The sequence below is a fragment of the Streptomyces sp. NPDC002446 genome (genome assembly GCF_053595675.1).
Window position 1 is genome coordinate 21326 of record NZ_JBSFYC010000059.1, and the last position, 22482, is coordinate 43807.

Consider the following 22482-nt stretch of genomic DNA (forward strand, 5'->3'; position numbering starts at 1 on the left):
CCACGTCCCGGCGGCCGGTGCGGGCCGTGGAGGGGGCGGTGCGACCGCGTCGTGCAGGCCCCGTACCGTGGTGGTGTGTACCGGTTCCTGCTGACCCCGCGGTGGTGGGGGATCAATGTCTTCGCCGTACTGGCGATTCCCTTCTGCATCTTCATGGGCAGCTGGCAGCTGAGCCGCTTCGAGGACCGGGTCGACACCCACCAGCAGCAGGAGGACCGCTCCGCCCGGGCCAAGGCCGCGCCCGCCCGCCCGCTCGCCAGTCTGCTGCCCGTCGACCAGGTCACCTCCGGCCGCCAGGCCAGCGCCCGCGGGCACTACGACACCGGTCACCAACTGCTCGTACCCGGCCGCACCTTGAAGGGCGGACACGGCGAGCGGCAGGGCTTCTACGTCCTCAACCTGCTGCGTACCGACAGCGGCAAGGCCCTCCCGGTCGTACGCGGCTGGCTGCCCGGCGACGCCGGCGCCAGGGCCGATACGGCGAAGGTCCCGGCGCCGCCCAAGGGCGAGGTGACGGTGACCGGGGCGCTGCAGGCCTCCGAGAACCAGGGGACCGACGGTGTGCAGGCCGGCGGCGGGCTGCCGAAGGGCCAGCTCGGCATGATCAGCGCGGCGTCGCTGGTCAACATCGTTCCCTACGAGGTCTACGACGGCTGGATCACCCTCACCGAGGCCCAGGCTCCGCTGCGCGCCGTGCCCCCGGCCGCCGCCGAGGGCAGCGGCCTGGACCTCAAGGCGTTCCAGAACCTCGGCTACACCGGCGAGTGGTTCGTCTTCGCGGGCTTCGTCGTCTTCATGTGGTTCCGCCTTTTCCGGCGCGAAGGGGAGGCGGCACGGGACGCGGAGCTGGGGATTTCCGGGGGCTGACCGGCTGCAACCGGCTGCAACCGCCTTGCACCTGGTCAGCGGGTGTATGACCGCTGTAGCCGCAAGGGGGTCGGCGTGCCACGGTAGGCCGTATGGCAGGCAACCACGCGCACCCGCACGGCCATGACCACCCGCCTACCGCCGACCACGGGCACGGCCCCGTGCACGACCACACCCATACCGCCGACCACGGGCACGTCCCCGTGCACGACCACCACCATGCCGGGCGGTGGGCCCGGCTGCGACACCGGCTCGTCCACCTGGTCACCCCGCACAGCCATGCGGCCATGGACAAGGTCGACACCGCGATGGAGAGCTCCCGTGCGGGCATGCGCACCCTCTGGCTCTCGCTGGGCGTCCTCGGCCTGACCTGCGCGATCCAGGCAGTGATCGTGGTGCTGTCCGGGTCCGTGGCGCTGCTCGGCGACACGATCCACAACGGCGCCGACGCCCTGACCGCCGTCCCGCTGGGGATCGCCTTCGTGCTGGGCCGCCGCGCCGCGAACCGCCGCTACACCTACGGCTACGGGCGTGCCGAAGACCTCGCCGGTATCGCCATCGTGCTGACCATCGCCGCTTCCTCCCTCCTGGCCGGCTATGAAGCCATCGACCGGTTGCTGCACCCTCGTGATGTCACACACCTGTGGGCGGTCGCCCTGGCCGCCATGACCGGGTTCGTGGGCAACGAGTGGGTGGCCCGTTTCCGTATCCGCACCGGCCGCCGGATCGGCTCCGCCGCCCTCGTCGCCGATGGGCTGCACGCCCGCACCGACGGTTTCACATCCCTCGCCGTCCTCCTCGGCGCCGGCGGTGCGGCCCTGGGCTGGCGCCTGGCCGACCCGCTCGTCGGTCTGCTCATCACCGCCGCCATCCTCGTGGTCCTGCGCGACGCCGCCCGGGAGGTCTACCGGCGTCTGATGGACTCCGTCGACCCTCAGTTCATCGACACCGCCGAGGCCACCCTGCGCGCGGTGGACGGCGTACGCGACGTCGGGCAGGTCCGCATGCGCTGGATAGGCCACACGCTGCGCGCCGAGGCCGACATCGTCGTCGACTCCCGTCTGACCGTGGTCCAGGCCCATGCGCTCGCCGTCGCCGCCGAACACGCCCTCATCCACGCCGTCCCCCGGCTCACGGCCGCGACCGTCCACACGGACCACACCACCGACGGGACCGACCCGCACGCCGTCCTCGCCCATCACACGGCCGCCTGACGGACGGTGCACCCCGGACGGTCCCCCCGTGCCCTCGGTGCCGGCCGCGTTCTCCGGCACCGAGGGACTGAGCATCGCCCGGGCCGCCCGGGGCGGTCGTCCGGGCCGCGCGGGGCGGTCGTCCGGGCCGCGCGGGGCGGTCGTCCGGGCCGCGCGGGGGCGGTAACTCCCTGGCACTCCCTGCCGCGGGCGCCCTCCTAGCCCTGCGGGTTCTCGCCGCTGATGTAGCGCTCGGCGAAGTCCAGTTCCAGGCGGACCTGCTTGATGCGCTCCTCCACGACGAGGGAGCCGTGGCCGGCGTCGTAGCGGTAGACCTCGTGCGGGTGGCCGCGCTGTTCCAGGCGCTGGACGTAGTTCTCCACCTGGCGGATCGGGCAGCGCGGGTCGTTGACGCCCGCGGAGATGTAGACCGGCGCCCGGACCGCGTCCACATACGTCAGCGGGGAGGAGGCCTCGAAGCGCTCGGGGACCTCCTCGGGAGTTCCGCCCAGCAGGGTGCGGTCCATCGCCTTGAGGGCTTCCATCTCGTCGTTGTACGCCGTGACGTAGTCCGCGACCGGGACCGCCGCCAGGCCCACCGCCCAGGCGTCCGGCTGGGTGCCCAGGCCCAGGAGCGTCAGATAGCCGCCCCACGAGCCGCCCGCCAGCACCAGCCGCGCGGGATCCGCCAGACCCGAGGAGACCGCCCACTCGCGCACCGCGGCGATGTCCTCCAGCTCGATCAGACCGACGCGGTGCTTGAGCGCATCCGTCCAGGCGCGGCCGTAGCCGGTCGAGCCGCGGTAGTTGACGCGGACGACCGCGAAGCCGTGGTCCACCCACGCCGCCGGCGACGAGGCGAAGGCGTCGCTGTCGTGCCAGGTCGGGCCGCCGTGGATGTCGAAGACGGTCGGGAAGGGGCCGTCGCCGGGCGGCTGCTGGACCAGTGCGTGGATACGGCCGCCGGGGCCCTCCACCCAGGCATCCCGCACCGGCACCGACCCGGGCGCCTTCATGCCGGGCGGGTCCAGGACCACCTTGCCGGTCGTCGAGCGGACCTCCGGGGGCTGCGCCGCCGACGACCAGAGGAACTCGACCGCGCCGTCCGGCCGGGCCGTCGCGCCCGAGACCGTACCGGCCGGGGTCTCGACGCGGGTCAGCACCTGGTCGCCCGCGCCGGAGAGCTCATAACGCCACAGCTCGCTGCGCGCCTGGTACTCGTGCTCCACCAGCAGCGCGGAGCCGTCCGGATACCAGTCGGCGCCCACGTCTCCGGGGAGGTCGATCTCCAGCGGCGTCTCCACGCCGGTCAGCGGATCCCAGATCATCGGCTCCCAGCGGCCCCGCCGCTGATGTCCGACCAGCAGCCGGGAGTCGCCGTCCACCGGCGCGAAGCCCATCACCGACAGGCCCAGTTCCTCGGTCCCGCCGTTGGTGTCGTCCAGCTCGGCGACCGTGGAGCCGTCGGGGCGAACGACGCGGATCGCGGAGTGCATGGCGTCGCCGTGCTCGGTGTGTTCGAGGGCGATCAGCGAGCCGTCGTGGGAGAGGTCACCGACGCCCGCAGACTCGCGGTGGCGGTAGATCTCCACCGGGGGCTGCCCCAGCGGGACGACGTGCACCGTCGAGCCGTCCTCGTCCGTCGAGCGGCCCACGACCGCCGTGCCGTCCCGGCCGATCGCCAGGCCGCCGGGGTAGGAGGGGCCGAGGCCGGGGGTGGCGGGCTCGTCCGGGCCGCCGGCGAACGGCTGGCGCATCCAGACGCCGAACTCGTCCCCGTCGGTGTCCGAGAACCACCAGATCCACTCGCCGTCCGGCGACAGCGTTCCGTCCGTCGTGCCGTTCGGCCGGTCCGTGACCTGGCGCTGTCCGCCCGTCGCCCGGTCCCAGGCGTACAGCTCGAAGGTTCCGGTGGCGTTCGAGACGAACAGGGAGCGGTCCGGGGCGTCCTCGGCCCAGTCCGGCAGCCCGATCCGCGGCGCGCGGAAGCGCTTCTCCCAGTCGGGCATCCCCTTGTCCGCTATCGGGGCGGCCGGGCCCGTCGCCGTCGCGGAGGAGCGGGCGGCGTCGGTCGTCGGATGGGTCGGATCGATGGAGCGGTCGGGGCCTGCGGTCGTCTCGTCAGTCATGGGCCCATTCTGCGCCCGGCGCTCGAATCGCGTTGGCGAGGTCGGCAAGGCTGTGGATAACTTCGCGGTATGCGAAGACACAACGGTCCCGACGACTGGCGGGAAGCCAATCGCGCCAGGTGGGACGAGCGCGTGGCCATCCACACCGCGAGTGATTATTACGACCAGGAGAAGTTCCGCCGGGGCCGGGACGTGATCCGCGACTTCGAGGCCGCCGAGGTCGGCGATGTCACCGGCCGGTCCCTGCTCCACCTCCAGTGCCACTTCGGCCAGGACACGCTCTCCTGGGCCCACCGCGGCGCCGCCCGCGTCGTCGGCCTGGACTTCTCCGAACCGGCGATCGACACGGCCCGCGAGCTGGCCGGCGAGCTCGGCTACGGCCCGGACCGCGCGGCGTTCGTCGCCGCCGACGTCTACGACGCCGCCGAGGCCGTCCCGGACGACGCCTACGACATCGTCTACACCGGCATCGGGGCCCTGAACTGGCTCCCGGACCTGGAGCGCTGGGCCGACACCGCCGCCTCGCTGGTCGCGCCGGGCGGGTTCCTCTACCTCGCCGAGTTCCACCCGCTGTGCGATGTGCTGGACGACGAGAGCGGGTCGCGGATCGTGCACGACTACTTCAGCCGGGACGCCTGGGTCGACGAAGTGCCCGGTACCTACACGGACTTCGGCGCGCCGACGGTCCACAACCGCAGCGTCGAATGGCAGCACCCCATCGGGGAGGTCGTCTCGGCCCTGTGCGGGGCCGGTCTGCGCCTTGAATTCCTGCATGAGCACGACATGACGATGTTCCAGCGCTTCGGGGACCTTCGCCGCGGTGACGACGGCTACTACCGGTTCCCCGGGGACCGCCCCCGCATCCCGCTCATGTACTCGCTCAAGGCGAGCCGCCCGCGCTGACCTGCTTGCCGAGCACGAGCGCCGGGATCACGCCGCGGACCGCGGGCACGCACCGGTGCCGCGCCGGACGCCCGCCCGGCACGGCACCGTATGCGTGCGGCTCAGCCCAGCCGCAGCGGCAGCGACGTCAGCCGCCAGGCGCCCGGTGACGGCACGCGCTCCAGTTCGTCCGGCGCGACGGCCAGGGACACGTCGGGGTAGCGCGTGAACAGCTTGCCGAAGGCGACCTCGCCCTCCTGCCGGGCGAGCGAGGCGCCCAGGCAGTAGTGCGGCCCGTGGCCGAAGCCCACGTGGTTCTCGGCGTGGCCGGCGGGGTGCCGGGTCAGATCGAGGCGGTCCGGGTCGGTGTAGTGGCGCGGGTCGTAGTTCGCGGAAACCAGGACGAGTTGGACGACGTCGCCCTTGGCGATCCGGGTACCGGCGACGTCGATGTCCTCGGTGGCGTACCGCACCTGGGTCATCTGCACCGGCCCGCACCAGCGCATCAGCTCATGGACGGCGCGCGGGAGCAGGCCCGGGTCGTCCTTGAGCAGGCGCAGCTGGTCGGGGTGGGTGAGCAGCGCGGTCGTGCCGTTGCCGATGAGGTGCGCGGTGGTCTCGTGACCGGCGAGCACGAGGGTGAGGACCATCGTGACCATCTCGACGTCGCTGAGCCGGCCGCCGTCGTCGTCATGGGTCCGGATCAGCTCGCTGAGCAGGTCGTCGGTGAGCGCTTTGCGCCGTTCGCGGATCAGCTCGTGGATGTGGTCGATCATCTCCGTGAAGGCCCGGCCCAGCTGTTCCGGCTGGAGGGAGACGAACGCCGCTCCCCACCTGCGCCACTGGGGGCGGTCCGCCTCGGGGATGCCGACCAGTTCGCAGATGACGGTGATCGGCAGCGGGTAGGCGAAGTGCCGGATCAGATCGACGACGCCGTCCTCGGCGTGCTCCGGCAGCCGGTCCAGCAGCTCGTCGGTTATCTGCTCGACGCGCGGCCGCAGATCGGTGATCTTCCGTGCGGTGAAGGCCCGGGAGACCAGGCGGCGGAGCCGGGTGTGATCGGGGGCGTCGTTGTTGAGGATCGAGCCGGTCATGTAGATGTGCAGGTGCTCGGGCAGGCCCATGGACTCCAGCAGCCGGTCCCTCGGGTTGTCCCCGGGCGCGCGGTCCAGGGCCGGGTGGACCGGGTTGGTCACGAACCGTGGATCGCGCAGGACCTGGCGGACCTCCTCGAAGCGGGTGACGAACCACACCGGGGTGTCGTCGAAGAACCGTCCGCGGACGACCGGGCCCTGCTCGCGCAGCGCGCCGTAGCCGCCGAACGGGTCGTTGACCAGGGCCGGTTCCATCACATTCGGCTCACCCGGGTGTTTCCCCACGTGCTCGGCGAACGGAGAGGTGGTTAATTCCGACATCTTTCGTTCTCCTCAGGTTGGGAGGTCGGTCTGGAGTCAGGGTGGGACTCGACGTCAGCTGCGCACCTGCCGGCGCATCTCCTGGGTTCGCAGCTCCGCCAGCTGCTCGTAGAGCGCGATGATCTCGGGCGCGGCCGCGGCGGCCGCGCGTACGGAGTCGGAGTCGGGGGCCGGGCAGGAGGCCGGATCGGATGCGGCCGGGGTCTCCAGCGCGCTGCGGACCGTTCGGGCGAGGATGTCCGCCCGTACCTCCGGGGTGTCCGGGGCACGGTCGTAGATCAGCGCTTCGGTCGTGAAGAAGCCGGTGATGATGGCCAACAGGGCGTACCGCTGGTGGTGGACGTCGGTGTCGTCGCGCACCAGCCCGTGTGCGCGCAGCACTTCGAGATGGCGGCACAGCGCCCGGTCGCCGTGCGCGATCAGCTCCGCGAACTCCTTCTTGGCGGTGTCGTTGAGCCGGCCGAGTATGTCGGAGTCGTCGGTGTAGAGGGCCCGCAGCACCGGATCGCCCGGGTTGCCCAGGATGTCGCGGAAGACCCCGCCGACCATCCGGCTCGGCAGGATCTCCAGCGGGTCGGCGCGCATCCGGTCCAACTGGACCTGCTGGCTTCGGGACTGCGCCTTGAGCATGACGGCCAGGAACAGGGCGTCCTTGGTCTTCCAGTGCAGATAGACGGTGCCCTTGCCGACCTTGGCGCGCCGGGCGATCTCCTCGATCGTCACCCGGCCGTACCCCCAGGCCAGCAGCAGCTCCGCCGCCGCCTCCAGGATGCGCTCGGCACGCTCCGCCCGTTCCACGGTCCCCCCTCCGCTGTCGTGACCAGATTTCGAATCCGGTCACACAGTCAAAGCTAGGCCGCGCGGCGCAAGGGGGTAAGTCGGTTTCCGGCCAGGCGAGTTGGCCGGACGCGCGGTCCGGCCGCGGCTCAGTCGCGGCTGAAGCGGCGCAGTACGCCGGTCAGGAGGACCACGGCCAGCAGGGCGGCGGAAGCCACGAGCGTCATCGGCGCCTGGACGGCGGCCGGTTCGCTGCCGTCCCGCAGCGCGCCCATGAAGTCGAAGACGGGCAGGCCGTTGGCGACCGAGTACCACAGCGGCACATAGACCGCCTGGAAGAGGCGGTGGGTGCGGCTGACGGTGCCCAGGGCCAGCGCGAGGGACGGGATGAACAGGGCGCCGCCGCACCAGCCGGCCAGACCGGGCCCGTCGGCGGCGGCGATCAGACGGATCAGGGGGCCGGCGCCGGCCACGACGGTGACGGTCAGGCCCGCGGCCCATTCGGCCAGGACCCGGCGGCGCACCGCGGGGTAGGCGCCGAGCATGCCGCCCACGCCGTGTTCATGGCGCTGGGTGCCCAGCCGGGACCAGATCAGCACCGGCCAGATCCAGGCCAGCGGCAGCATGACGCGGACGACGCCGTGCAGCGTGGCGGCGCCCATCGCGCACAGGAAGAGCAACGCGGCACCCAGCCACCACCACCAGCGCACGCCCTGCAGCAGGATGCGGACCTCACCGGCCCACAGCCGCAGGGTCACCGCGCCCGGCTGCGGGCGGGTGCGCAGCACCGTGGCGACGGCCGGCCCGGACCCGGCGGCGCAGCGCCCCGCCTCGTCGACGAAGACCGCCCGGCCGGCGCCGTCGGCCGGGGTCTGGTGGCCGTCGGCCGGCCGGTGCCGGCGGCCGCGCGAGGGGTCGAAGCGGCCGAACCACAGCGCCGGCAGCATGGCGAGGGCGACGGCGGACAGCAGCAGCGTCAGCCGGCCCAGCACATAGCCGGCGGTGGGGGAGAAGCCGTGCCAGGTGAAGAGCTCAAGCGGCTTGTCCAGGTAGGTCAGGCCCAGGCTGAACGCCCCGCTGACGTCGGCGTGCTGGGCGGTCAGGTCGGCGTACATCGATCTGGCGACGCTGTTGACGCCGATGCCGTCCAACGGCAGCCCGGGGCCCTGTCCGGCCGTGGAGACCACCAGCCATCCGCAGAACCACAGGATGGTGCCGACGCCGGTGCGCAGCAGCGGCAGCGACTCGAAGAGCAGGGCGAAGGCGGCGGTCAGCGCCACCAGCGGCAGCGCGATCACGACGAACGGCTGCCACAGGGCGAACAGGTCGACGTCGCGGGACTCGCCGCGCGCCAGCTGCATCACCAGGGCGGTGACCGCGAGCACGCCCAGCATGGAGGAGAGCAGCAGCAGATTGCTGAGGAACTTGCCGAGCAGGTACGCGGTGGTGCGCAGCGGGGTCGCGGCGAGCAGCTGGCCGACGCGGGTGCCGCGGTCGCGCTCGATGGAGTTGCGGACGAGGGAGAAGCCGCCGAGGCTGATCCACAGGCCGGCGGCCAGCGCCGTCACCATGCCGACATAGGCGCTGTTGTAGACCCCGCGGTGATCACCGAGCTGCATGATCATCCAGGTGGCGTCCGAGTCCGGCACCGCGACATACCCCAGGGCGACGGCCGCGGCCAGCACGGCCAGATACGCGGGACGGCGTACCCGGTCGCGGAAGTCGGCCAGCGCGAGCCCGGTGAGCGTCCGGAGCATCGTCACACCGCCCCTGCCCGCTGCGGCCGTTCGCCGAAGCCAGGGGCGGGCCGGCCGCCCTCGGACCGCCGGATGATGCCGAGGTAGGCGTCCTCCAGGTCGGGCGTCAGCGGCACCGCGCCCTCGTACGGCAGCTCGTCGGACAGCAGCCGGATCCGTACGCCGTCGGTGGTGCGCACCAGCCGGCTGACGGTGTACCGCGCCTGCACCGCCGGTACGGAGGACGGATCGACCAGTACCTCCCACACCTGGCCGGCCACCGAGCGCAGCAGGTCCTCGGGGGTGCCGCGGCGCTGCAGCCGGCCACCGGCCAGCACCGCGATGTCGGAGGCCACCGACTCGACGTCGGAGACGATGTGGGTGGAGAGCAGCACGGCCTTCTCGGCCGCCAGCTCGCTGAGCAGGTTGCGGAACCTGACCCGCTCCTCGGGGTCGAGCCCCGCGGTCGGCTCGTCCACGACGATCACCTGCGGGTCGGCGAGCAGCACCTGGGCGATGCCGACCCGGCGCAGCATCCCGCCCGAGTACGTGCCCAGGGGGCGCTTGACCGCCTCGGTCAGATTGACCAGCTCCAGGAGCTCGTCGACACGGGCCCTGGCGGTCCTGGCCGAGACGCCCTTGGCGGCGGCCAGGTACCGCAGGAATTCGCGGGAGGTCAGGTTCGGGTAGACCCCGAAGTCCTGCGGGAGGTAACCGAGCGCCCGGCGCAGCGCGTCGGGCCTGGCCACCGCGTCCTCGCCGTGGAAGAGGAGCCGGCCGGCGGTGGGGCGGGTGACGGTGGCGGCGATGCGCATGAGGGACGACTTGCCGGCGCCGTTGGGGCCCAGCAGGCCGAGCATGCCGGGCCCCAGGCGCATCGTCAGGTCGTCCACGGCGCGTTTGCCGCCCTTGTAGACCTTGGTGATGCCGACGAGTTCGAGCATGATCAGCGCTTTCCGCTCGGGATCCGCTCGCCGTCCTTGGTCACCGCGACGCCCTTGGGGACCTCGACCTCGAACCGGGCGTCACAGATGGCGATCCCGCTGCATCCGGCGTCGATGTCGAGGGTGTCGCCCTTGAGGACCCAGGTCAGGTGCTCGCTGCCGGCGGCCGCGTCGAACCAGCGGGTGACCTTGATGTCCGCGCGGTCGGCGGCGACGACCTTGGTGGCGACCTCGTGCGTGGTCAGCCTGAGGGCCTTGCCGGCGTACGCGAAGGTCTTCGACTCGGGCTTCGCCTTCGAGGCGTCCACGGAGCAGCCGGTGAGGCCGAGGGCGGCGGCGACGGCCGCCGCCGCGACGACGAGTGCGGCGGGCCGCTTCGGGATGGCGCCTGAGAACATCGATTCCTCCAGAGGTGCGGGATGGTGCACTGCGGAGAGAATCGCGTTTCCCGGCGGCCCCCACATCTGCCGATCGGCAGATATCGGCTCAGCGGATTGCCGGCGCCGGCAGCAGGCATCTGACCCGCCAGCCGGGGCCGTGCGGGCCCGCCTCCAGCGTGCCGCCCAGCGCGCCGACCCGTTCGTCCAGGCCCGCCAGTCCGGTGCCGCCGCCCCGCCGGGCGCCACTGGGCGCGGCGGCCCCCGCGTCGTCGGTCACCGAGACCTCCACGGCCCGGTCGGCGGTCCGTCCGGCGAACACCTCGACCCGGCCGGCCTGCGGGGCGTGCCGCCGTACGTTGGTCAGCGCCTCCAGCACCACCCGGTACGCGGTGTCCCCGGCCTCCCGCGAGAGGGCGCCGGCCACCTCGTCCTCCAGGTCCAGCGCCACCTCGGCGGCGGCCATGGACGAGAAGCGGCCGACGAGCTCGGGCAGGTCGGCCAGGCCGTGGAGCCGGGTGGGGGGCGGCTCGCCCCACTTGCGGCCGTCCGCCTCCCGCAGCGTGGCCACCATCTGGTCCATGGAGTCCAGGGCCCGCAGTCCGGCCTTCTCGATGCGTTGCAGCAGGTCCCGGTGCTCCGCGCCGCCGGCGTCCGGGCCGAGCTGGCCCGCCTGTGCCTCCAGGACGATGCCGGTCACCTCGTGGGCGACGAAGTCGTGCAGATCGCGGGCCACTTCGAGGCGCTGCTCGCGCCGGGCCTGCACCACGGCCCGTGCGCGGCGGTTGTCCAGCGACCGCAGATACAGCCCGATGCCGGTCGCCACGGCGGCCGGGAACAGGGCCACGGAGGCGGCGAAGACCGACTCCTTGAGCCCGGTCTGGGGCGCGTACAGGGTGAAGCGCAGCGGCAGCAGGATCGCGGCGGCCCCGGTCAGCGGGCCGGTGAACGCCACGCGGGGGGCAGGGAGATGGCGTACCACCCGCTCCAGCAGGACGAGCAGCGCGACCGTCTCGAACGGGTACCACAGGAGCACCAGGCCCGGCTGCCCGAAGGAGGCGGCGTCCACGGCGAGGGAGAGCAGCGCGGCGCCGCCGGCCGCCCGTCCCAGCGAGATCCGCCCGGCCGGCCGGGCCAGGATCGCCACGGTCAGGGTCACCGCGGCCATGACCGCCGGCGGATAGGCGCTCGGGGGAGATATGACGGCGGGGAGGAGCATTGCCGCCGCGGCCACCCCGGCCCAGCGGCCGCGCCTTTGCCGGGGAGGAATGTCGTCATCCATGGACCGAGGCTACGCACCTGCCCCAGAGGGGCCCGGGGTCTGCCCGGTGGCATATCCCAGCTCCCAGGCCCGTACCGCGACCCCGACCCGATTGCGTACCTGGAGTTTCCGCTGAATGCTGGCGACATGGGTCTTGACCGTGCCCGCCGAGATGAACAACTCGCGGGCGATATCGGAATTGGTCTTGCCCTCGGCGACCTTCCCGGCGATCTCCACCTCGCGTTCGGTCAGCACCGAGTCGCGCTGCCGCCGGGGCCGCCGGCCGGCCGTCGGACCGGTGACGTGCTGCAGCAGTCGCACCGTGACGGAGGGGCTGATCAGGCTGTCCCCGGCCATCGCCGCCCGGACCGCCTCCACCAGCAGCGTCGGCCCCGACCGCTTGAGCAGAAAGCCCGAGGCACCGAAACGCAGCGCGGGGTAGACGTATTCGTCGAGGTCGAAGGTCGTCACGATCACGATGCGGACGGGGTGGGGCGCGGCGGGGTCGGCTAGGCGGCGGGTCACCTCCAGACCGTCCATCCCCGGCATACGGATGTCCACCAGCGCGACATCCGGGGCGAGTGTGCGCCCCAACTCCACGGCGTCCACGCCGTTCGTCGCCTCGCCGACCACTTCCATGTCGGGCTGGGTCTCCACGATGCGCCGTATTCCCCGACGGACCATCTCCTGGTCGTCGGCGATCAGTAGACGAATAGTCACGGGCGGGAATTCTGCCGTACGGCGGGGCGGACGAGCCGGGGGCGGCCTTCGCCCACGCTGCCGGGCGGTCTCCGCACGCGCCCCCGGGAGGTCTCCGCCCACGCCGCAGGGCCACGCCCCGGGCGCCCTTCGCGCAGGTCGCCACAGCGGCCGTCAACTGCCGTCAACTGCCGTCGCTGAATGGGAAGTTACTGGTGAAACGGGGATCGAGCTGTGCCACAGTAGGGATCCGGCGCCCGTTCCCCGGGCGCACAGTTGCTGATCGGGGGAAAATGATCACTGGTAGCGAGACACCACTCCCTGGCTGGCGCGGAGGCGACGGGAACGCCGCCTACCTGGACAAGACGCTGCGCTATCAGCCCATCGAACTCGCCCTCAACGAGAGCGTCAGCGCGAAGACGATCTTCTTCCTGTGGCTGCGGGCCGCCGTCGCCGCAGTCGTCGTCGGCGCGATCCCCGCCTTCATCGGCATCGTCTCGCTCCTGTCCGGCATGGGCCAGGAATCCTCGGACCCCTTCGGCTACGGCGGGTCCGGCGACAGCGGTTCCAGCTCCAGCTCCGGAACCGGCTGGCTGGCGTTCGCCCAGCTCGCCTCCTTCGCCGTCTTCTGGATCGTCCTGCTGGCGTCTCGGCTGCCCGAGCCGGTCGCCGAGTGGCGGGTGCTGCTGGCCGACCGCCCCGACCGGGCCTCCGCGGTCTACGCGACGATCACGCAGACGCTCGGCTCCCGCCGCTACCCCCTCACCGCCAGGGGCCACGGCACCCGCATCACCCTCAACGACCCTCCGTACACCGCCTATGTCTCCGTCTTCAACTACGGCAGCAGCCTCTACCTCGGCTGGATGATGTGGCGTTCGCGCCGCGGTACGGAGCTGATGGGCCAGTTCCTCGGTGACTTCTTCCGCGGGCTCAAGGGCGACAACGCCATCGAGCACCAGATGCTGCGCAGCGAGGGCGCCCGCGCCATGCGGGAGGCCGTTCACCTCGCCTGCCGCGAGGGCTTGATGGTGGCCGTCGACGGGACGCCGGTGGCGCCCGCACCGGCCGCGCAGCCGGCCGTGGGCGGCACCCCGCCGCCGCCCGCCGTCCCGCCCGTCGTACCGCCCGCCCCGACCAAGCTGCCGCAGCAGCCCGGGGAGGCGCAGACCCGGCCCGCAGGTGGGGCCGACACCACCGGATGAGCGTCCTGGCCACCAACGGGCCCTCGGGAGCATGGGCCTGGGCCGGGCTCCGGCTCGAACCGGAACCGGCGATGTCCGAGAGCGGCGCGCACATCGGCCTGCCCGAAGCCCAGCGGCGCATCGAGGCGGCCACCCTCGAACAGGTCTGGCTGTCGCGGCAGTGGCAGCCGGACGGACGCGCCTTCGAGCTGCGCTACGCCACCGAGCCGGGCGGCGGTGTGAGCTGCACGCTGCTGTGCCGGACGCACGGCCCCGACGGCCGCTCCGCTTCGGCCGCCGCCCTCGCCCTGCGCGACGCCCTGGCGGACACCCCCCGGCACGTACGGGCCGCCCCCATCGAGGACGCCGCCGAACTGCACACCGTGCTGGTCCCCTTCGCGCAGCCCCCCGCCGGCCTCGCCGAGGTCCGCAAGCGCCTCTCCTGGTCGTGGCTGCAGCGCCGCGACACCGACTTCCCGCTCGGAGTGGCCTTCACCCCGCTGCTCGGGGAGGCGGTGAGCTGGGAACCGGTGTGGGAGGCGCTGGTCCGCGCGGACACCCGCACGGTGGTCGGCGTCTTCCTGGAGCCGTACGCACCACCGCAGCAGCTGCTCTCCTACCTCGGCTACCTGACCCAGGAGTACGGCAGGCTCGCCCAGCCGGGTCAGCCCAGCCCGGTGTTCACCCAGTACATCGCGCCCGATCCGTTCGCCCAGCGGGCGGCCGGCCTCTACCGTGACGCGCTGACCGCCTGCTCGGGCCGCACCTACCGCCTGCGCATCTCCCTGGCCGGCACCGGACCGGCCCCCCTCCCGCTCGCCGAACTGATCGCGGCGACCGTCGCCCCGTCCACCGCCGCCCCGTCCACCGCCGCCCCCTCCGTCGTCCCGCCGTCCACCGCGGGGGCCGGCGGCGCGGTGGCCCGTGCGGTGCCCCCGCACGAGACGGCGGCCGCGTGGGCCGCCCTCACCGGCCTGCAGCACACCTGGCTGGACACCACCTACCGGCAGGAGGCGCCGCAGCCCCTGGGCGGCTGGGAGCAGATCCTCGCCGACCTCGTCGACGTACCGCAGGCCTCGGCCGCCTTCCGCTTCCCGTACGAAATCCCGGGCCGCCCACCCCTGTTCACCACGGCCCGCCGCTCCGCCCCCACCCCCGGCACCAGCCCCGCCCCCGCCCCCGGCCACGACCCCTACGCCCCGAACTTCTGACCCCGCCCGCCCCGACCACCCTTCCCCACCCCTGAAACCACCCTGCCCTGACACCCGGAGCACGCCCACCATGAACCCCACCCCCAACACCTCTCTCACCACCCCCACCCCTCCCACCATCACCTTCGCCTTCGACGGGGAGGCGGAGGAGGCCGACGCCCTGGCCCAGTCCCTCGCCGACTGGCTGAACGACGACGAGGACCTCAGCGGCTCGACCCGGCTGCGCATGATCCCGCCGGCACCGGGCCACCAGGGCGGCCTCGCGGACGCCGCGGAGGTGCTGGGCGCGGTCGGCCCGGTGCTGGAGGCGCTGGTCGGCGGGGTGGCGGTCTGGCTCGCCCAGCGCTGCCGCTCCCGTCGGGTCAGCTTCAAGGTGACCCGGCCCGACGGCACCGGCATCGAGCTCTCGGCGGGCAACCCCGAGGACGCCGCCGCCGTGGAGAAGCAGTTGCGCACGTTCCTGGAGCCCGGTCCCGGTGACCCTCGCTGAACACCCGGCCGCCCGCCCGGTGCCCTGGCCGCCGGTGGTCCCCTCGCCCCGGCGGTCGGCCGCCGTCCTGGTGGGCACCGCGACCCACGTCGTACCGAGCACCCTGCCGCCGCTCCCCCAGGCCTCGGCGAGCGTCACCGAGCTGGCCGACGCGCTCACCGGCCCGCCGGGCGTCTTCGACCCCGGCGCCGTACACCGCCGGGTGGACCCGCAGACCGCATCCGATGTCTTCCGGCTCCTCCCCGCGCCCGCCGGCGAGCAACTCGACGTCCTCCTCTTCTACTTCGCCGGCCACGGGCTGCGGGGCGTGGACAACCGGCTCTGCCTGGCCCTGCCCGGTTCGGTGGACGACGGCCGCCGCACCGAGCGCACCTCACTGCCCGTCGCCACCGTCTTCCAGGCCATGCGCCAGGTACGTGCCGAGCACAAGGTCGCCGTCCTCGACTGCTGCTTCGCCGGCCGGGCCCTGGACGCGGCCGACGCGTCCGACATCCACGTACTGGCCGCCGCGGGCCGTGCAAAACGGGCGTACACCCCCGATGGCCACACCCGCACCGGCTTCACCACCGCACTCCTTAGCCTGCTCACCGAAGGAGTGCCGGACGGCCCCGAGCACCTCGACCTCACCACGCTCTACCGGCACCTGTCCGTCACCCTCCAGGCCGCCGGCCTCCCCGAGCCCCTGCAACGCGCCTTCGGCACCACCGGCGACCTCGCCCTCTTCCGCAACCCCGCCCACGGCACCGCGCACACCCGCCAGGGCCTGCTCGCCCGCGCCCGCTTCGCCGAACAGGTCAAGGCCCTAGGGCTGCAAGGACGCCCCAGACGCACGGCCCAGGCGGCCCACCTCTTCGAGGCCATCGCCCACGACGCCGCCGCCCACCTCGGCCCCGTCGACCCCGACACCCTCCGCTACCGCCACGTCCACGCCTCCACCACCGGCGAATCCGGCGACCCCCACAAGGCCTGCACCCTCCTGGAACAAACCCTCACCGACTGGCAACCCCTGGCCCCACCCGACGACCCGGCCCTCTCCGCGGCCCGCTCCAGCCTCAAGTACTGGCGCAGCAACGCGCCTGCGTGACATCGGGCAGACGGGCAGACGCATCCGGCGGTCGGTCGGATCTCTGCACCTGGGTCGGCGGCCGGTGGCTCGACTCCGTGACTCAGCTCACGTCCGATGCAGTGCCGGCAGGCAAGAACGCGACCCCTGAAGGAGCGTCAGAGCGAGAAACCCGGCGAGCACGACCCCAAGATCCACTCCCCGCCCACCCCGCAGCGGCTCCACAACGCATCAGGCCCGGCTTCCGTTTCCGGAAACCGGGCCTGACCTGCTACTTCTCAGTCGGGGTGGCGGGATTTGAACCCACGACCTCTTCGTCCCGAACGAAGCGCGCTGCCAAGCTGCGCTACACCCCGAAGCAACGAGCTCTACTTTAGCGGACTGATCCCCGTAGGCGAAATCCGGTTGTTGTGGCGCCGGGGAGAGGGCCTGACCTGGTCGATCGCGAGGGCGATCAAGGGGAGGAGGCAAGCGGCGAGGGCGATGGCGAGGGCAGTGGACGCGGTGGGGGAGGGGGCGGCAGTGAGGGAGGGGGCGGTGAGGGCGAGGCAGAGGAGGGGGTAGGCCGGCCACTGCCAGGCGTAGGGGAGGCGGAAGTGGCGAGCGGGGGTGAGGAGAAGCCAGTCGGCGACGGTGGCGAGGGGGGTGAGCGTGAAGAGGAGGAGGTGGGAGATGGCTTGGGCGGTGGTGGGGGCGGCGGTGCCGGGGAGCGTGAAGGAGGTGGGGGTGCCGGCCGGGAGGAGGGGGAGGCAGTGGTGGACGAGGGCTGCGAGGCAGACGTAGGAGAGGAGGGCGCCGGTGAGGCGGGGGCTTACGGGGCGGCGACCGGTCCAGGCGCGGTGGGCGGAGCAGAGGGAGACCAGGGCCAGGGCGAGGGCGGTCTGTGCGGTGAAGGATGCGGCCAGGCGGGCGGGGGTGGGTGTGCTGAGGGCCGCGAGGAGGAGGCCGGAGAGGGCGCCCGTGGCGAGGAGGAGGCGGAAGGCGCCTGCGAGGGGGCGGCGGATCGTGGGGGCTACGGCTGCGGCCGGGGTGCGGGCGGCGGCGCCGGCCGGGCCGGTGGCGTGGCGCGTGGACTGCGAGGTCCGGGTGGGGTCGGACATTCCTCCACGTTAGGGGGGTGACGGACGGAAACAGGGGAGGGGTGGGGGATGCCGGGGGGAGCCCCCACCGGTGGGTCCTTCGGCCTGACCCGTCCGGCCAGGCCTGCCCCTGCGCCCGGGGGCCCGGGGTGTCCGGGGTGGCAGGGGCGTCGCCGACCGTTCCTACGCCTACGCCTGCGCCGTCAGCGTCAGCAGCGTCGCCTCCGGGGGGCAGGCGAAGCGGACCGGGGTGTAGCGGTTGGTGCCGCAGCCGGCGGAGACGTGGAGGTAGGAGGTGCGGCCTGCGGAGGTGTGGGTGGAGAGGCCCTTGACGCGGTCGGTGTCGATGTCGCAGTTGGTGACCAGGGCTCCGTAGAAGGGGATGCAGAGCTGGCCGCCGTGGGTGTGGCCGGCCAGGATCAGCGGGTAGCCGTCGGCGGCGAAGGCGTCCAGGGAGCGCAGGTAGGGGGCGTGCACCACGGCCAGGGAGAGGTCGGCGCCGGATTCCGGGCCGCCGGCCACCTCGGCGTAGCGGTCGCGCTTGATGTGCGGGTCGTCCAGACCGGTCAGGGCGACCTCGACGCCCTCCAGCTTGAGGCGGCCGCGGGCGTTGGACAGGTTGACCCAGCCGGCCGTGTCGAAGGCGTCGCGCAGCTCTTCCCACGGGTTGTGGATGGCGCCCACGACGGGGGCGTTTCCGTTGAGGCCGTGCCGTCCCTGGACCCGTTCGAGCAGGTAGCGGGCGGGGTTGCGCAGCTTGGGGCCGTAGTAGTCGTTCGAGCCGAAGACGTACGCGCCGGGGAACTCCATCAGCGGGCCGAGCGCGTCCAGCGTCTCGGGGACGCCCTCGGGGTCGGAGAGGTTGTCACCCGTGTTGATGACGAAGTCGGGGCGCAGCCCGGCGAGCGACTGGAGCCAGCGCTGCTTCTTGCGCTGTCCGCCGACCATGTGGATGTCGGAGACCTGGAGGACGCGCAACGGACGCATGCCACGGGGGAGTACGGGCACCGTGACGCGTCGCAGGCGGAAGGAGCGGACTTCGAAGCCGGCGGCGTAGGCCAGGCCGGCCGCGCCGACTGCAGTCAGGGTCAGGGGTACTCCGTATCGCGCGCGCATGGACCCATCGTTGCAGAGTGGCGATGGTCCCTGCAGGCAGGGCGAGGGCCGGGCGGGGCGGGGGCCTCCGCGGGCCGGGCCGAGCCGGGCTGGGTGTGGCCTCTCAGGGGCGGGGGGTCTGTGGCCTTCCCCTCGCGGGGCGGGGCAGGGTCTCCCTCCGTGGCTGAGGCGGGGCTCGGGAGGAAAAGGCGCGGCGGTTGTCGGTGGGGCGGGGCATACTCGACGGCATGACCACGCTCAAGTCCAAGCTGCAGGACGACCTCACCGTCGCGATCAAGGCGCGCGATGAGCTGCGCTCCTCCACCCTCCGTCTCACCCTGACCGCGATCCAGAAGGAAGAGGTCGCGGGCAAGGAGGCGCGTGAGCTGTCCGACAGCGAGGTCGAGAAGATCATCACGCGGGAGGCGAAGAAGCGCCGGGAGGCTGCGGACGCCTTCGACCAGGGCGGCCGTGCCGAGCAGGCCGAGCGCGAGCGCGCCGAGGGCGAGGTGCTCGCCGACTATCTGCCCAAGCAGCTGACCGACGACGAGCTGGAGCAGCTGGTCGCGGCGGCGGTGGCGGAGGCCAAGGGCGCCGGCGCCGAGGGGCCACGGGCGATGGGTGCCGTCATGAAGATCGTCAACCCGCAGGTGGCGGGTCGCGCCGAGGGCGGCCGGGTGGCCGCGGCGGTGAAGAAGCTGCTGGCCGGCTGAGCCGCCGGAGGAAAGTCCGGACGGACGTCCGGATGAACGTGAAGTCTTGAGGGAAGGACGAGGGGCGCCCCCGCTGCTGGGGGCGCCCCTCGTCGCGCTCACTGCCCTGCCCTGACCTGCCCTGTCCGGCCACATGGGCTGGCCGTACGGCCTGTACGGACGGCTCGCACGAGCCTGTCACGACGACCTGCTCCGGCCACCGGCCCGCTAAGACCACCGGCCTGCTACGACCGCCGACCTCCGACCTGCTAGGCCACCGGCCTCCTGCGGCCCAACCAGTGGCCGCGGCCGCGACCCTGTGCCCAACTCGCCCGCTACCAACCCCCGTTGCCGCCACCCAGGAAGTCGGGCCAGTCCGGGATGTCCCAGCCGCCGCCCGGCTTGTCGTCGCCGCCGCCGTGGCCCCGTCCGGGCTTGTCCTTGTCGCGGCCCTTGCCGTCGTCACCCTGGCCCTTGTCCCTGTCCTTGGCGGGGTCGCCGACCGGGACGGTGGGCAGGGCGGGGGCAGGCCGGCCGGCCAGGGCTCCGGTCATCGCGTCGCGCCAGATGGGGCCGGGGGTGTCGGCGCCGTAGACCTTGTCGTGCGGGACGCCGCCGATGGTGATGTTGTACATCTTGCGCTTGTGCTGGGGGTCGCCGACCCAGACGGCGCCGGCCGCGTTCGGGGTGTAGCCGACGAACCAGGCGGCGTAGCGGCTGTCGCTGGTGCCGGTCTTGCCGGCGCTGTCGCGGCCCTGGAGACCGGCCTGCTTGCCCGTGCCGTCCTCGACGACGCCCTTGAGGAGGGTGTTGATCGTGTCCGCGGTCCTCTTGGACATCGCGCTGCGGCAGCTCGTCTGCGGGACCTTCAGCGCCCGGCCCCGCGCGTCGGTGATCGACTCGATGGCCACCGGCGAGCAGTACTCCCCGCCGTTGGCGAAGGCGGCGTAACCGGAGGCCATCGTCAGCGGCGACGTCTCCTGCACGCCGAGCGTCATCGACGGAACTTGCTGCAAGGGCTTGCCGTCCGCCCGCTCGATGCCCATCTTCTGGGCCATCTTGACCGCGGGGCAGATGCCCATGTCGCTGATCAGCTGCACGAAGTAGGTGTTGACCGACTTCGCGGTCGCCTCCTTCATGCCGTACGGGCCGACCTCCCGCTTGTTCTCGTTCTGGGTGGTGTCGGCGGGGGAGCCCCGCCACTCCCCCTCGCAGGTCTGCACCGGGCTCGGATACGGCATCCGGTACGGCGAGGAGTACTCCTGCTCGGGGCTGGTCCCCTGCTCCAGCGCGGCCGCCGCGATCACCGGCTTGAAGGTCGAACCGGGCTGGTAGCCGGCGCCGCCGCCCATGTTGTTGTCGACCGAGAGGTTGAGCACGGTCTGGTTCTCGCCGAAGCCGTACGGGCGGGACTGGCCCATGCCGAGGATCTTGCCGGTGCCCGGCTCGACGATGGTGGCGGCGGTGGCGACCGGGTCGTCCTCGTAGACGTGATCGTTTACCGACGCCTGGATCGACTTCTGGGTCTGTGGATCGAGGGTGGTGCGGATGGTCAGCCCGCCCTTGTCCCAGCGCTTCAGACGCTCCTTGCGGTTCTTGCCGAAAGCCTTGTCACTGAGAAAGACCTTGCGGATGTAGTCGCAAAAGAAACCGGCGCCGTCGGTGGCCGTGATGCAGCCGTTCTTCGGACGGCTGACCGCCAGCTTGATCGGCTTCTTGGCGGCCGCGTCGGCCTGCGCCTGGGTGATGTTCTTGAGGTCGGCCATCCGCTGCAGCACGGTGTTGCGCCGCCGGGTGGCCTCCTGCGGGGCATTGACCGGGTCGTAGCGGCTCGGCGACTGGACGATGCCGGCCAGCAGCGCCGACTCCTCCAGGTTCAGATCCTTGGCGTGCTTGCTGAAGTACCGCTGGGCGGCCGCCTCGATGCCGTAGGCCTGCTGCCCGAAGAAAGTGATGTTGAGGTAGTTCTGCAAGATCTTTCGCTTGCCCAGCTTCTCGATCTGGATCGCATACTTGAGCTCTTTGATCTTGCGGCCGATCGTCTGCTGGGTGGCCTGCGCGACCTTGGTCTGGTCGTTGCCGGCCTCCTCGACGAAGACGTTCTTCACATACTGCTGGGTCAGCGTCGAGGCGCCCTGGGAGACACCGCCCGACTGGGCGTTCTTGTTGAGCGCGCGCAGGATGCCCTTCATGTCGATGGCGCCGTGCTGATAGAAGCGCGCGTCCTCGATCGCGACGATCGCCTTCTGGATGTACGGCGACATGTCCTTGAGGCCGATGACCGTGCGGTCGCGGGAGTAGACCTTGGCGATCTCGCCGCCCTTGGCGTCCAGAATGGTGGTCCGCTGGCTGAGCGGCGGGGTCTTGAAGTTCGCCGGGATGTCGTCGAAGCCCTCGACGGATCCCTTGGCCGTGAGGCCCAGCGCCCCGGCCGCCGGGAGCGCGAGCCCGGCGAGCACCGCTCCGGCCAGGACGCTGACACCGAGGAACTTGGCGGCTTGCTGCGTCTTGGACAGACCCCCGCCATCGCGCTTCTTAGGCATGGGGGCAGCCTACGTTCTCATTCGCCGGACAGGGGCGCACCTGTTCGCTTAGCCTGTCCTCAGCTGACACAGCCGAAGAGTTACGCCCCAGTTCGTCAACCCCTCCCCCCGCGCGGATCCACCCCCACGTGCCCGTGTGTGCGACAGAAACCCCGCGTCAACCCGGTGAAGTGTCCTGCCTTGTGAGTTAAGTGACACATGTCGTCCGGTCACTCCGTTGGGTGATCTGCCGCGTACGCATAGTCCGTTCGGGCCATTCAAGATTGGGCCCGAAGGGGGTGTTGCGCCCTGCTCGCCTTCCGTAACGTCCTCAACTGGCAACGGTGAATATGCCGATTGCCGCCGTGGGGGAGCCTCGATTCGGGAGAGGACGGCGCCAGCATGGGCTGGGTAACCGACTGGAGTGCACAGGCAGCCTGCCGCACTACCGATCCGGATGAACTGTTCGTTCAAGGCGCGGCACAGAATCGTGCCAAGGCGGTGTGTACCGGATGTCCGGTACGCACGGAATGCCTGGCCGACGCCCTGGACAACCGGGTGGAGTTCGGCGTGTGGGGCGGGATGACCGAGCGCGAGCGGAGGGCGCTGCTGCGCCGCCGCCCGACCGTGACGTCATGGCGCCGCCTGTTGGAGACAGCGCGTACGGAATACGAGCGCAGCACGGGCATTCTGCCGGTGGACTGCGAGGACGAGACCTTCGACGAGGACGAGTACGCCGCCGTCGGGTAGCGATGGGCGGTTGGGCAGACGGTCAGGCGACTGATCGGATGACTGGTCGGGCATCTGGCCGGACGGCCGAGGGCTCGGTTGGCCATGCGCCCGTCGTCACGGGCGTCGTCAAGGGCGGT

General features: G+C 72.1%; 20 protein-coding genes and 1 tRNA gene. 9 read left to right on the plus strand and 12 right to left on the minus strand.

The features are described 5' to 3' along the window. Nucleotides 1-75: 75 nt before the first annotated feature. Both ACWD6P_RS27530 and ACWD6P_RS27535 read left to right on the plus strand, forming a co-directional pair. Nucleotides 76-867, plus strand: coding sequence for an SURF1 family protein (locus ACWD6P_RS27530; RefSeq protein WP_451446853.1), 792 nt, complete (start codon nt 76-78; stop codon nt 865-867). 92 nt (nt 868-959) lie between these two features. After that, nucleotides 960-2081 carry a cation diffusion facilitator family transporter gene (locus tag ACWD6P_RS27535; protein WP_451446854.1) on the plus strand — a complete coding sequence of 374 codons (1122 nt, stop codon included), beginning with the start codon at nt 960-962 and terminating at the stop codon, nt 2079-2081. Nucleotides 2082-2278: 197 nt separating this feature from the next. Here the strand turns inward: ACWD6P_RS27535 and ACWD6P_RS27540 are convergent, their stop codons facing one another. Next, entirely contained in the window at nt 2279-4069 is a 1791-nt protein-coding gene (locus ACWD6P_RS27540) for a S9 family peptidase (protein ID WP_451446878.1), read from the minus strand. Nucleotides 4070-4258: 189 nt separating this feature from the next. Here ACWD6P_RS27540 and ACWD6P_RS27545 point away from each other — a divergent pair, with 189 nt between their 5' ends. Further along, entirely contained in the window at nt 4259-5092 is an 834-nt protein-coding gene (locus tag ACWD6P_RS27545) for a class I SAM-dependent methyltransferase (protein ID WP_451446855.1), read from the plus strand. Between the two features lie 101 nt (nt 5093-5193). Here ACWD6P_RS27545 and ACWD6P_RS27550 read toward each other — a convergent pair whose 3' ends face one another. The 7 genes from ACWD6P_RS27550 to ACWD6P_RS27580 form a co-directional block, all read right to left on the minus strand. Beyond that, complete coding sequence (locus tag ACWD6P_RS27550; protein ID WP_451446856.1) at nt 5194-6486, minus strand: cytochrome P450 family protein; 1293 nt, start codon at nt 6484-6486, stop codon at nt 5194-5196. A gap of 54 nt (nt 6487-6540) precedes the next feature. Continuing rightward, nucleotides 6541-7284, minus strand: a complete 744-nt coding sequence (locus ACWD6P_RS27555; RefSeq protein ID WP_451446857.1) for a TetR/AcrR family transcriptional regulator — start codon at nt 7282-7284, stop codon at nt 6541-6543. A gap of 128 nt (nt 7285-7412) precedes the next feature. After that, on the minus strand, nt 7413-9020 hold the full coding sequence (locus tag ACWD6P_RS27560; protein ID WP_451446879.1) for a hypothetical protein: 1608 nt from the start codon (nt 9018-9020) through the stop codon (nt 7413-7415). A gap of 2 nt (nt 9021-9022) precedes the next feature. Continuing rightward, complete coding sequence (locus ACWD6P_RS27565; RefSeq protein ID WP_451446858.1) at nt 9023-9943, minus strand: ABC transporter ATP-binding protein; 921 nt, start codon at nt 9941-9943, stop codon at nt 9023-9025. A gap of 2 nt (nt 9944-9945) precedes the next feature. Beyond that, nucleotides 9946-10341: a hypothetical protein gene (locus ACWD6P_RS27570; protein WP_451446859.1), complete on the minus strand. Its 396-nt coding sequence runs from the start codon at nt 10339-10341 to the stop codon at nt 9946-9948. An 88-nt stretch (nt 10342-10429) separates the two neighbouring features. Next, nucleotides 10430-11602 carry a sensor histidine kinase gene (locus tag ACWD6P_RS27575; RefSeq protein WP_451446860.1) on the minus strand — a complete coding sequence of 391 codons (1173 nt, stop codon included), beginning with the start codon at nt 11600-11602 and terminating at the stop codon, nt 10430-10432. Nucleotides 11603-11611: 9 nt separating this feature from the next. Next, nucleotides 11612-12301 carry a response regulator gene (locus ACWD6P_RS27580; RefSeq protein WP_451446861.1) on the minus strand — a complete coding sequence of 230 codons (690 nt, stop codon included), beginning with the start codon at nt 12299-12301 and terminating at the stop codon, nt 11612-11614. A 272-nt stretch (nt 12302-12573) separates the two neighbouring features. On the opposite strand from ACWD6P_RS27580, the gene ACWD6P_RS27585 reads away from it, so the two are divergent. From ACWD6P_RS27585 to ACWD6P_RS27600, 4 genes are all read left to right on the plus strand, one after another. Next, on the plus strand, nt 12574-13482 hold the full coding sequence (locus tag ACWD6P_RS27585) for a hypothetical protein (protein ID WP_451446862.1): 909 nt from the start codon (nt 12574-12576) through the stop codon (nt 13480-13482). Nucleotides 13483-13553: 71 nt separating this feature from the next. Beyond that, a complete protein-coding gene (locus tag ACWD6P_RS27590; RefSeq protein WP_451446863.1) occupies nt 13554-14672 on the plus strand; it encodes a hypothetical protein in 1119 nt (372 codons plus the stop codon). A gap of 70 nt (nt 14673-14742) precedes the next feature. After that, complete coding sequence (locus ACWD6P_RS27595) at nt 14743-15162, plus strand: effector-associated constant component EACC1 (RefSeq protein ID WP_451446864.1); 420 nt, start codon at nt 14743-14745, stop codon at nt 15160-15162. After that, nucleotides 15149-16246 (plus strand): caspase, EACC1-associated type, encoded by a 1098-nt coding sequence (locus tag ACWD6P_RS27600; protein ID WP_451446865.1) that lies wholly within the window; start codon nt 15149-15151, stop codon nt 16244-16246. Before ACWD6P_RS27595 ends, ACWD6P_RS27600 begins: the two co-directional genes overlap by 14 nt. Before the next feature lie 261 nt (nt 16247-16507). Here the strand turns inward: ACWD6P_RS27600 and ACWD6P_RS27605 are convergent. From ACWD6P_RS27605 to ACWD6P_RS27615, 3 genes are all read right to left on the minus strand, one after another. Beyond that, a tRNA-Pro gene (locus ACWD6P_RS27605) sits at nt 16508-16581 on the minus strand. A gap of 12 nt (nt 16582-16593) precedes the next feature. Continuing rightward, nucleotides 16594-17325 carry a Pr6Pr family membrane protein gene (locus ACWD6P_RS27610; RefSeq protein WP_451446866.1) on the minus strand — a complete coding sequence of 244 codons (732 nt, stop codon included), beginning with the start codon at nt 17323-17325 and terminating at the stop codon, nt 16594-16596. Between the two features lie 168 nt (nt 17326-17493). Beyond that, nucleotides 17494-18420, minus strand: coding sequence for a metallophosphoesterase (locus tag ACWD6P_RS27615; RefSeq protein WP_451446867.1), 927 nt, complete (start codon nt 18418-18420; stop codon nt 17494-17496). 227 nt (nt 18421-18647) lie between these two features. Between ACWD6P_RS27615 and ACWD6P_RS27620 the strand changes: the two genes are divergently transcribed. Continuing rightward, on the plus strand, nt 18648-19112 hold the full coding sequence (locus ACWD6P_RS27620) for a GatB/YqeY domain-containing protein (protein ID WP_451446868.1): 465 nt from the start codon (nt 18648-18650) through the stop codon (nt 19110-19112). 314 nt (nt 19113-19426) lie between these two features. On the opposite strand, the gene ACWD6P_RS27625 is transcribed toward ACWD6P_RS27620, so the two are convergent. Then, nucleotides 19427-21634, minus strand: coding sequence for a transglycosylase domain-containing protein (locus ACWD6P_RS27625; protein ID WP_451446869.1), 2208 nt, complete (start codon nt 21632-21634; stop codon nt 19427-19429). A 381-nt stretch (nt 21635-22015) separates the two neighbouring features. On the opposite strand from ACWD6P_RS27625, the gene ACWD6P_RS27630 reads away from it, so the two are divergent. Next, nucleotides 22016-22363 (plus strand): WhiB family transcriptional regulator, encoded by a 348-nt coding sequence (locus ACWD6P_RS27630; protein WP_451446870.1) that lies wholly within the window; start codon nt 22016-22018, stop codon nt 22361-22363. Nucleotides 22364-22482 lie beyond the last annotated feature (119 nt).

What these genes read in the sequence shown, in the direction of transcription:
- ACWD6P_RS27535 (WP_451446854.1), top strand. Translation starts at nt 960, where the DNA reads ATGGCAGGCAACCACGCGCACCCGCACGGCCATGACCACCCGCCTACC.
- ACWD6P_RS27540 (WP_451446878.1), bottom strand. Translation starts at nt 4,069, where the DNA reads ATGCCCGACTGGGAGAAGCGCTTCCGCGCGCCGCGGATCGGGCTGCCG.
- ACWD6P_RS27545 (WP_451446855.1), top strand. Translation starts at nt 4,259, where the DNA reads ATGCGAAGACACAACGGTCCCGACGACTGGCGGGAAGCCAATCGCGCC.
- ACWD6P_RS27550 (WP_451446856.1), bottom strand. Translation starts at nt 6,486, where the DNA reads ATGTCGGAATTAACCACCTCTCCGTTCGCCGAGCACGTGGGGAAACAC.
- ACWD6P_RS27560 (WP_451446879.1), bottom strand. Translation starts at nt 9,020, where the DNA reads ATGCTCCGGACGCTCACCGGGCTCGCGCTGGCCGACTTCCGCGACCGG.
- ACWD6P_RS27565 (WP_451446858.1), bottom strand. Translation starts at nt 9,943, where the DNA reads ATGCTCGAACTCGTCGGCATCACCAAGGTCTACAAGGGCGGCAAACGC.
- ACWD6P_RS27570 (WP_451446859.1), bottom strand. Translation starts at nt 10,341, where the DNA reads ATGTTCTCAGGCGCCATCCCGAAGCGGCCCGCCGCACTCGTCGTCGCG.
- ACWD6P_RS27575 (WP_451446860.1), bottom strand. Translation starts at nt 11,602, where the DNA reads ATGGATGACGACATTCCTCCCCGGCAAAGGCGCGGCCGCTGGGCCGGG.
- ACWD6P_RS27585 (WP_451446862.1), top strand. Translation starts at nt 12,574, where the DNA reads ATGATCACTGGTAGCGAGACACCACTCCCTGGCTGGCGCGGAGGCGAC.
- ACWD6P_RS27590 (WP_451446863.1), top strand. Translation starts at nt 13,554, where the DNA reads ATGTCCGAGAGCGGCGCGCACATCGGCCTGCCCGAAGCCCAGCGGCGC.
- ACWD6P_RS27595 (WP_451446864.1), top strand. Translation starts at nt 14,743, where the DNA reads ATGAACCCCACCCCCAACACCTCTCTCACCACCCCCACCCCTCCCACC.
- ACWD6P_RS27610 (WP_451446866.1), bottom strand. Translation starts at nt 17,325, where the DNA reads ATGTCCGACCCCACCCGGACCTCGCAGTCCACGCGCCACGCCACCGGC.
- ACWD6P_RS27615 (WP_451446867.1), bottom strand. Translation starts at nt 18,420, where the DNA reads ATGCGCGCGCGATACGGAGTACCCCTGACCCTGACTGCAGTCGGCGCG.
- ACWD6P_RS27620 (WP_451446868.1), top strand. Translation starts at nt 18,648, where the DNA reads ATGACCACGCTCAAGTCCAAGCTGCAGGACGACCTCACCGTCGCGATC.
- ACWD6P_RS27625 (WP_451446869.1), bottom strand. Translation starts at nt 21,634, where the DNA reads ATGCCTAAGAAGCGCGATGGCGGGGGTCTGTCCAAGACGCAGCAAGCC.
- ACWD6P_RS27630 (WP_451446870.1), top strand. Translation starts at nt 22,016, where the DNA reads ATGGGCTGGGTAACCGACTGGAGTGCACAGGCAGCCTGCCGCACTACC.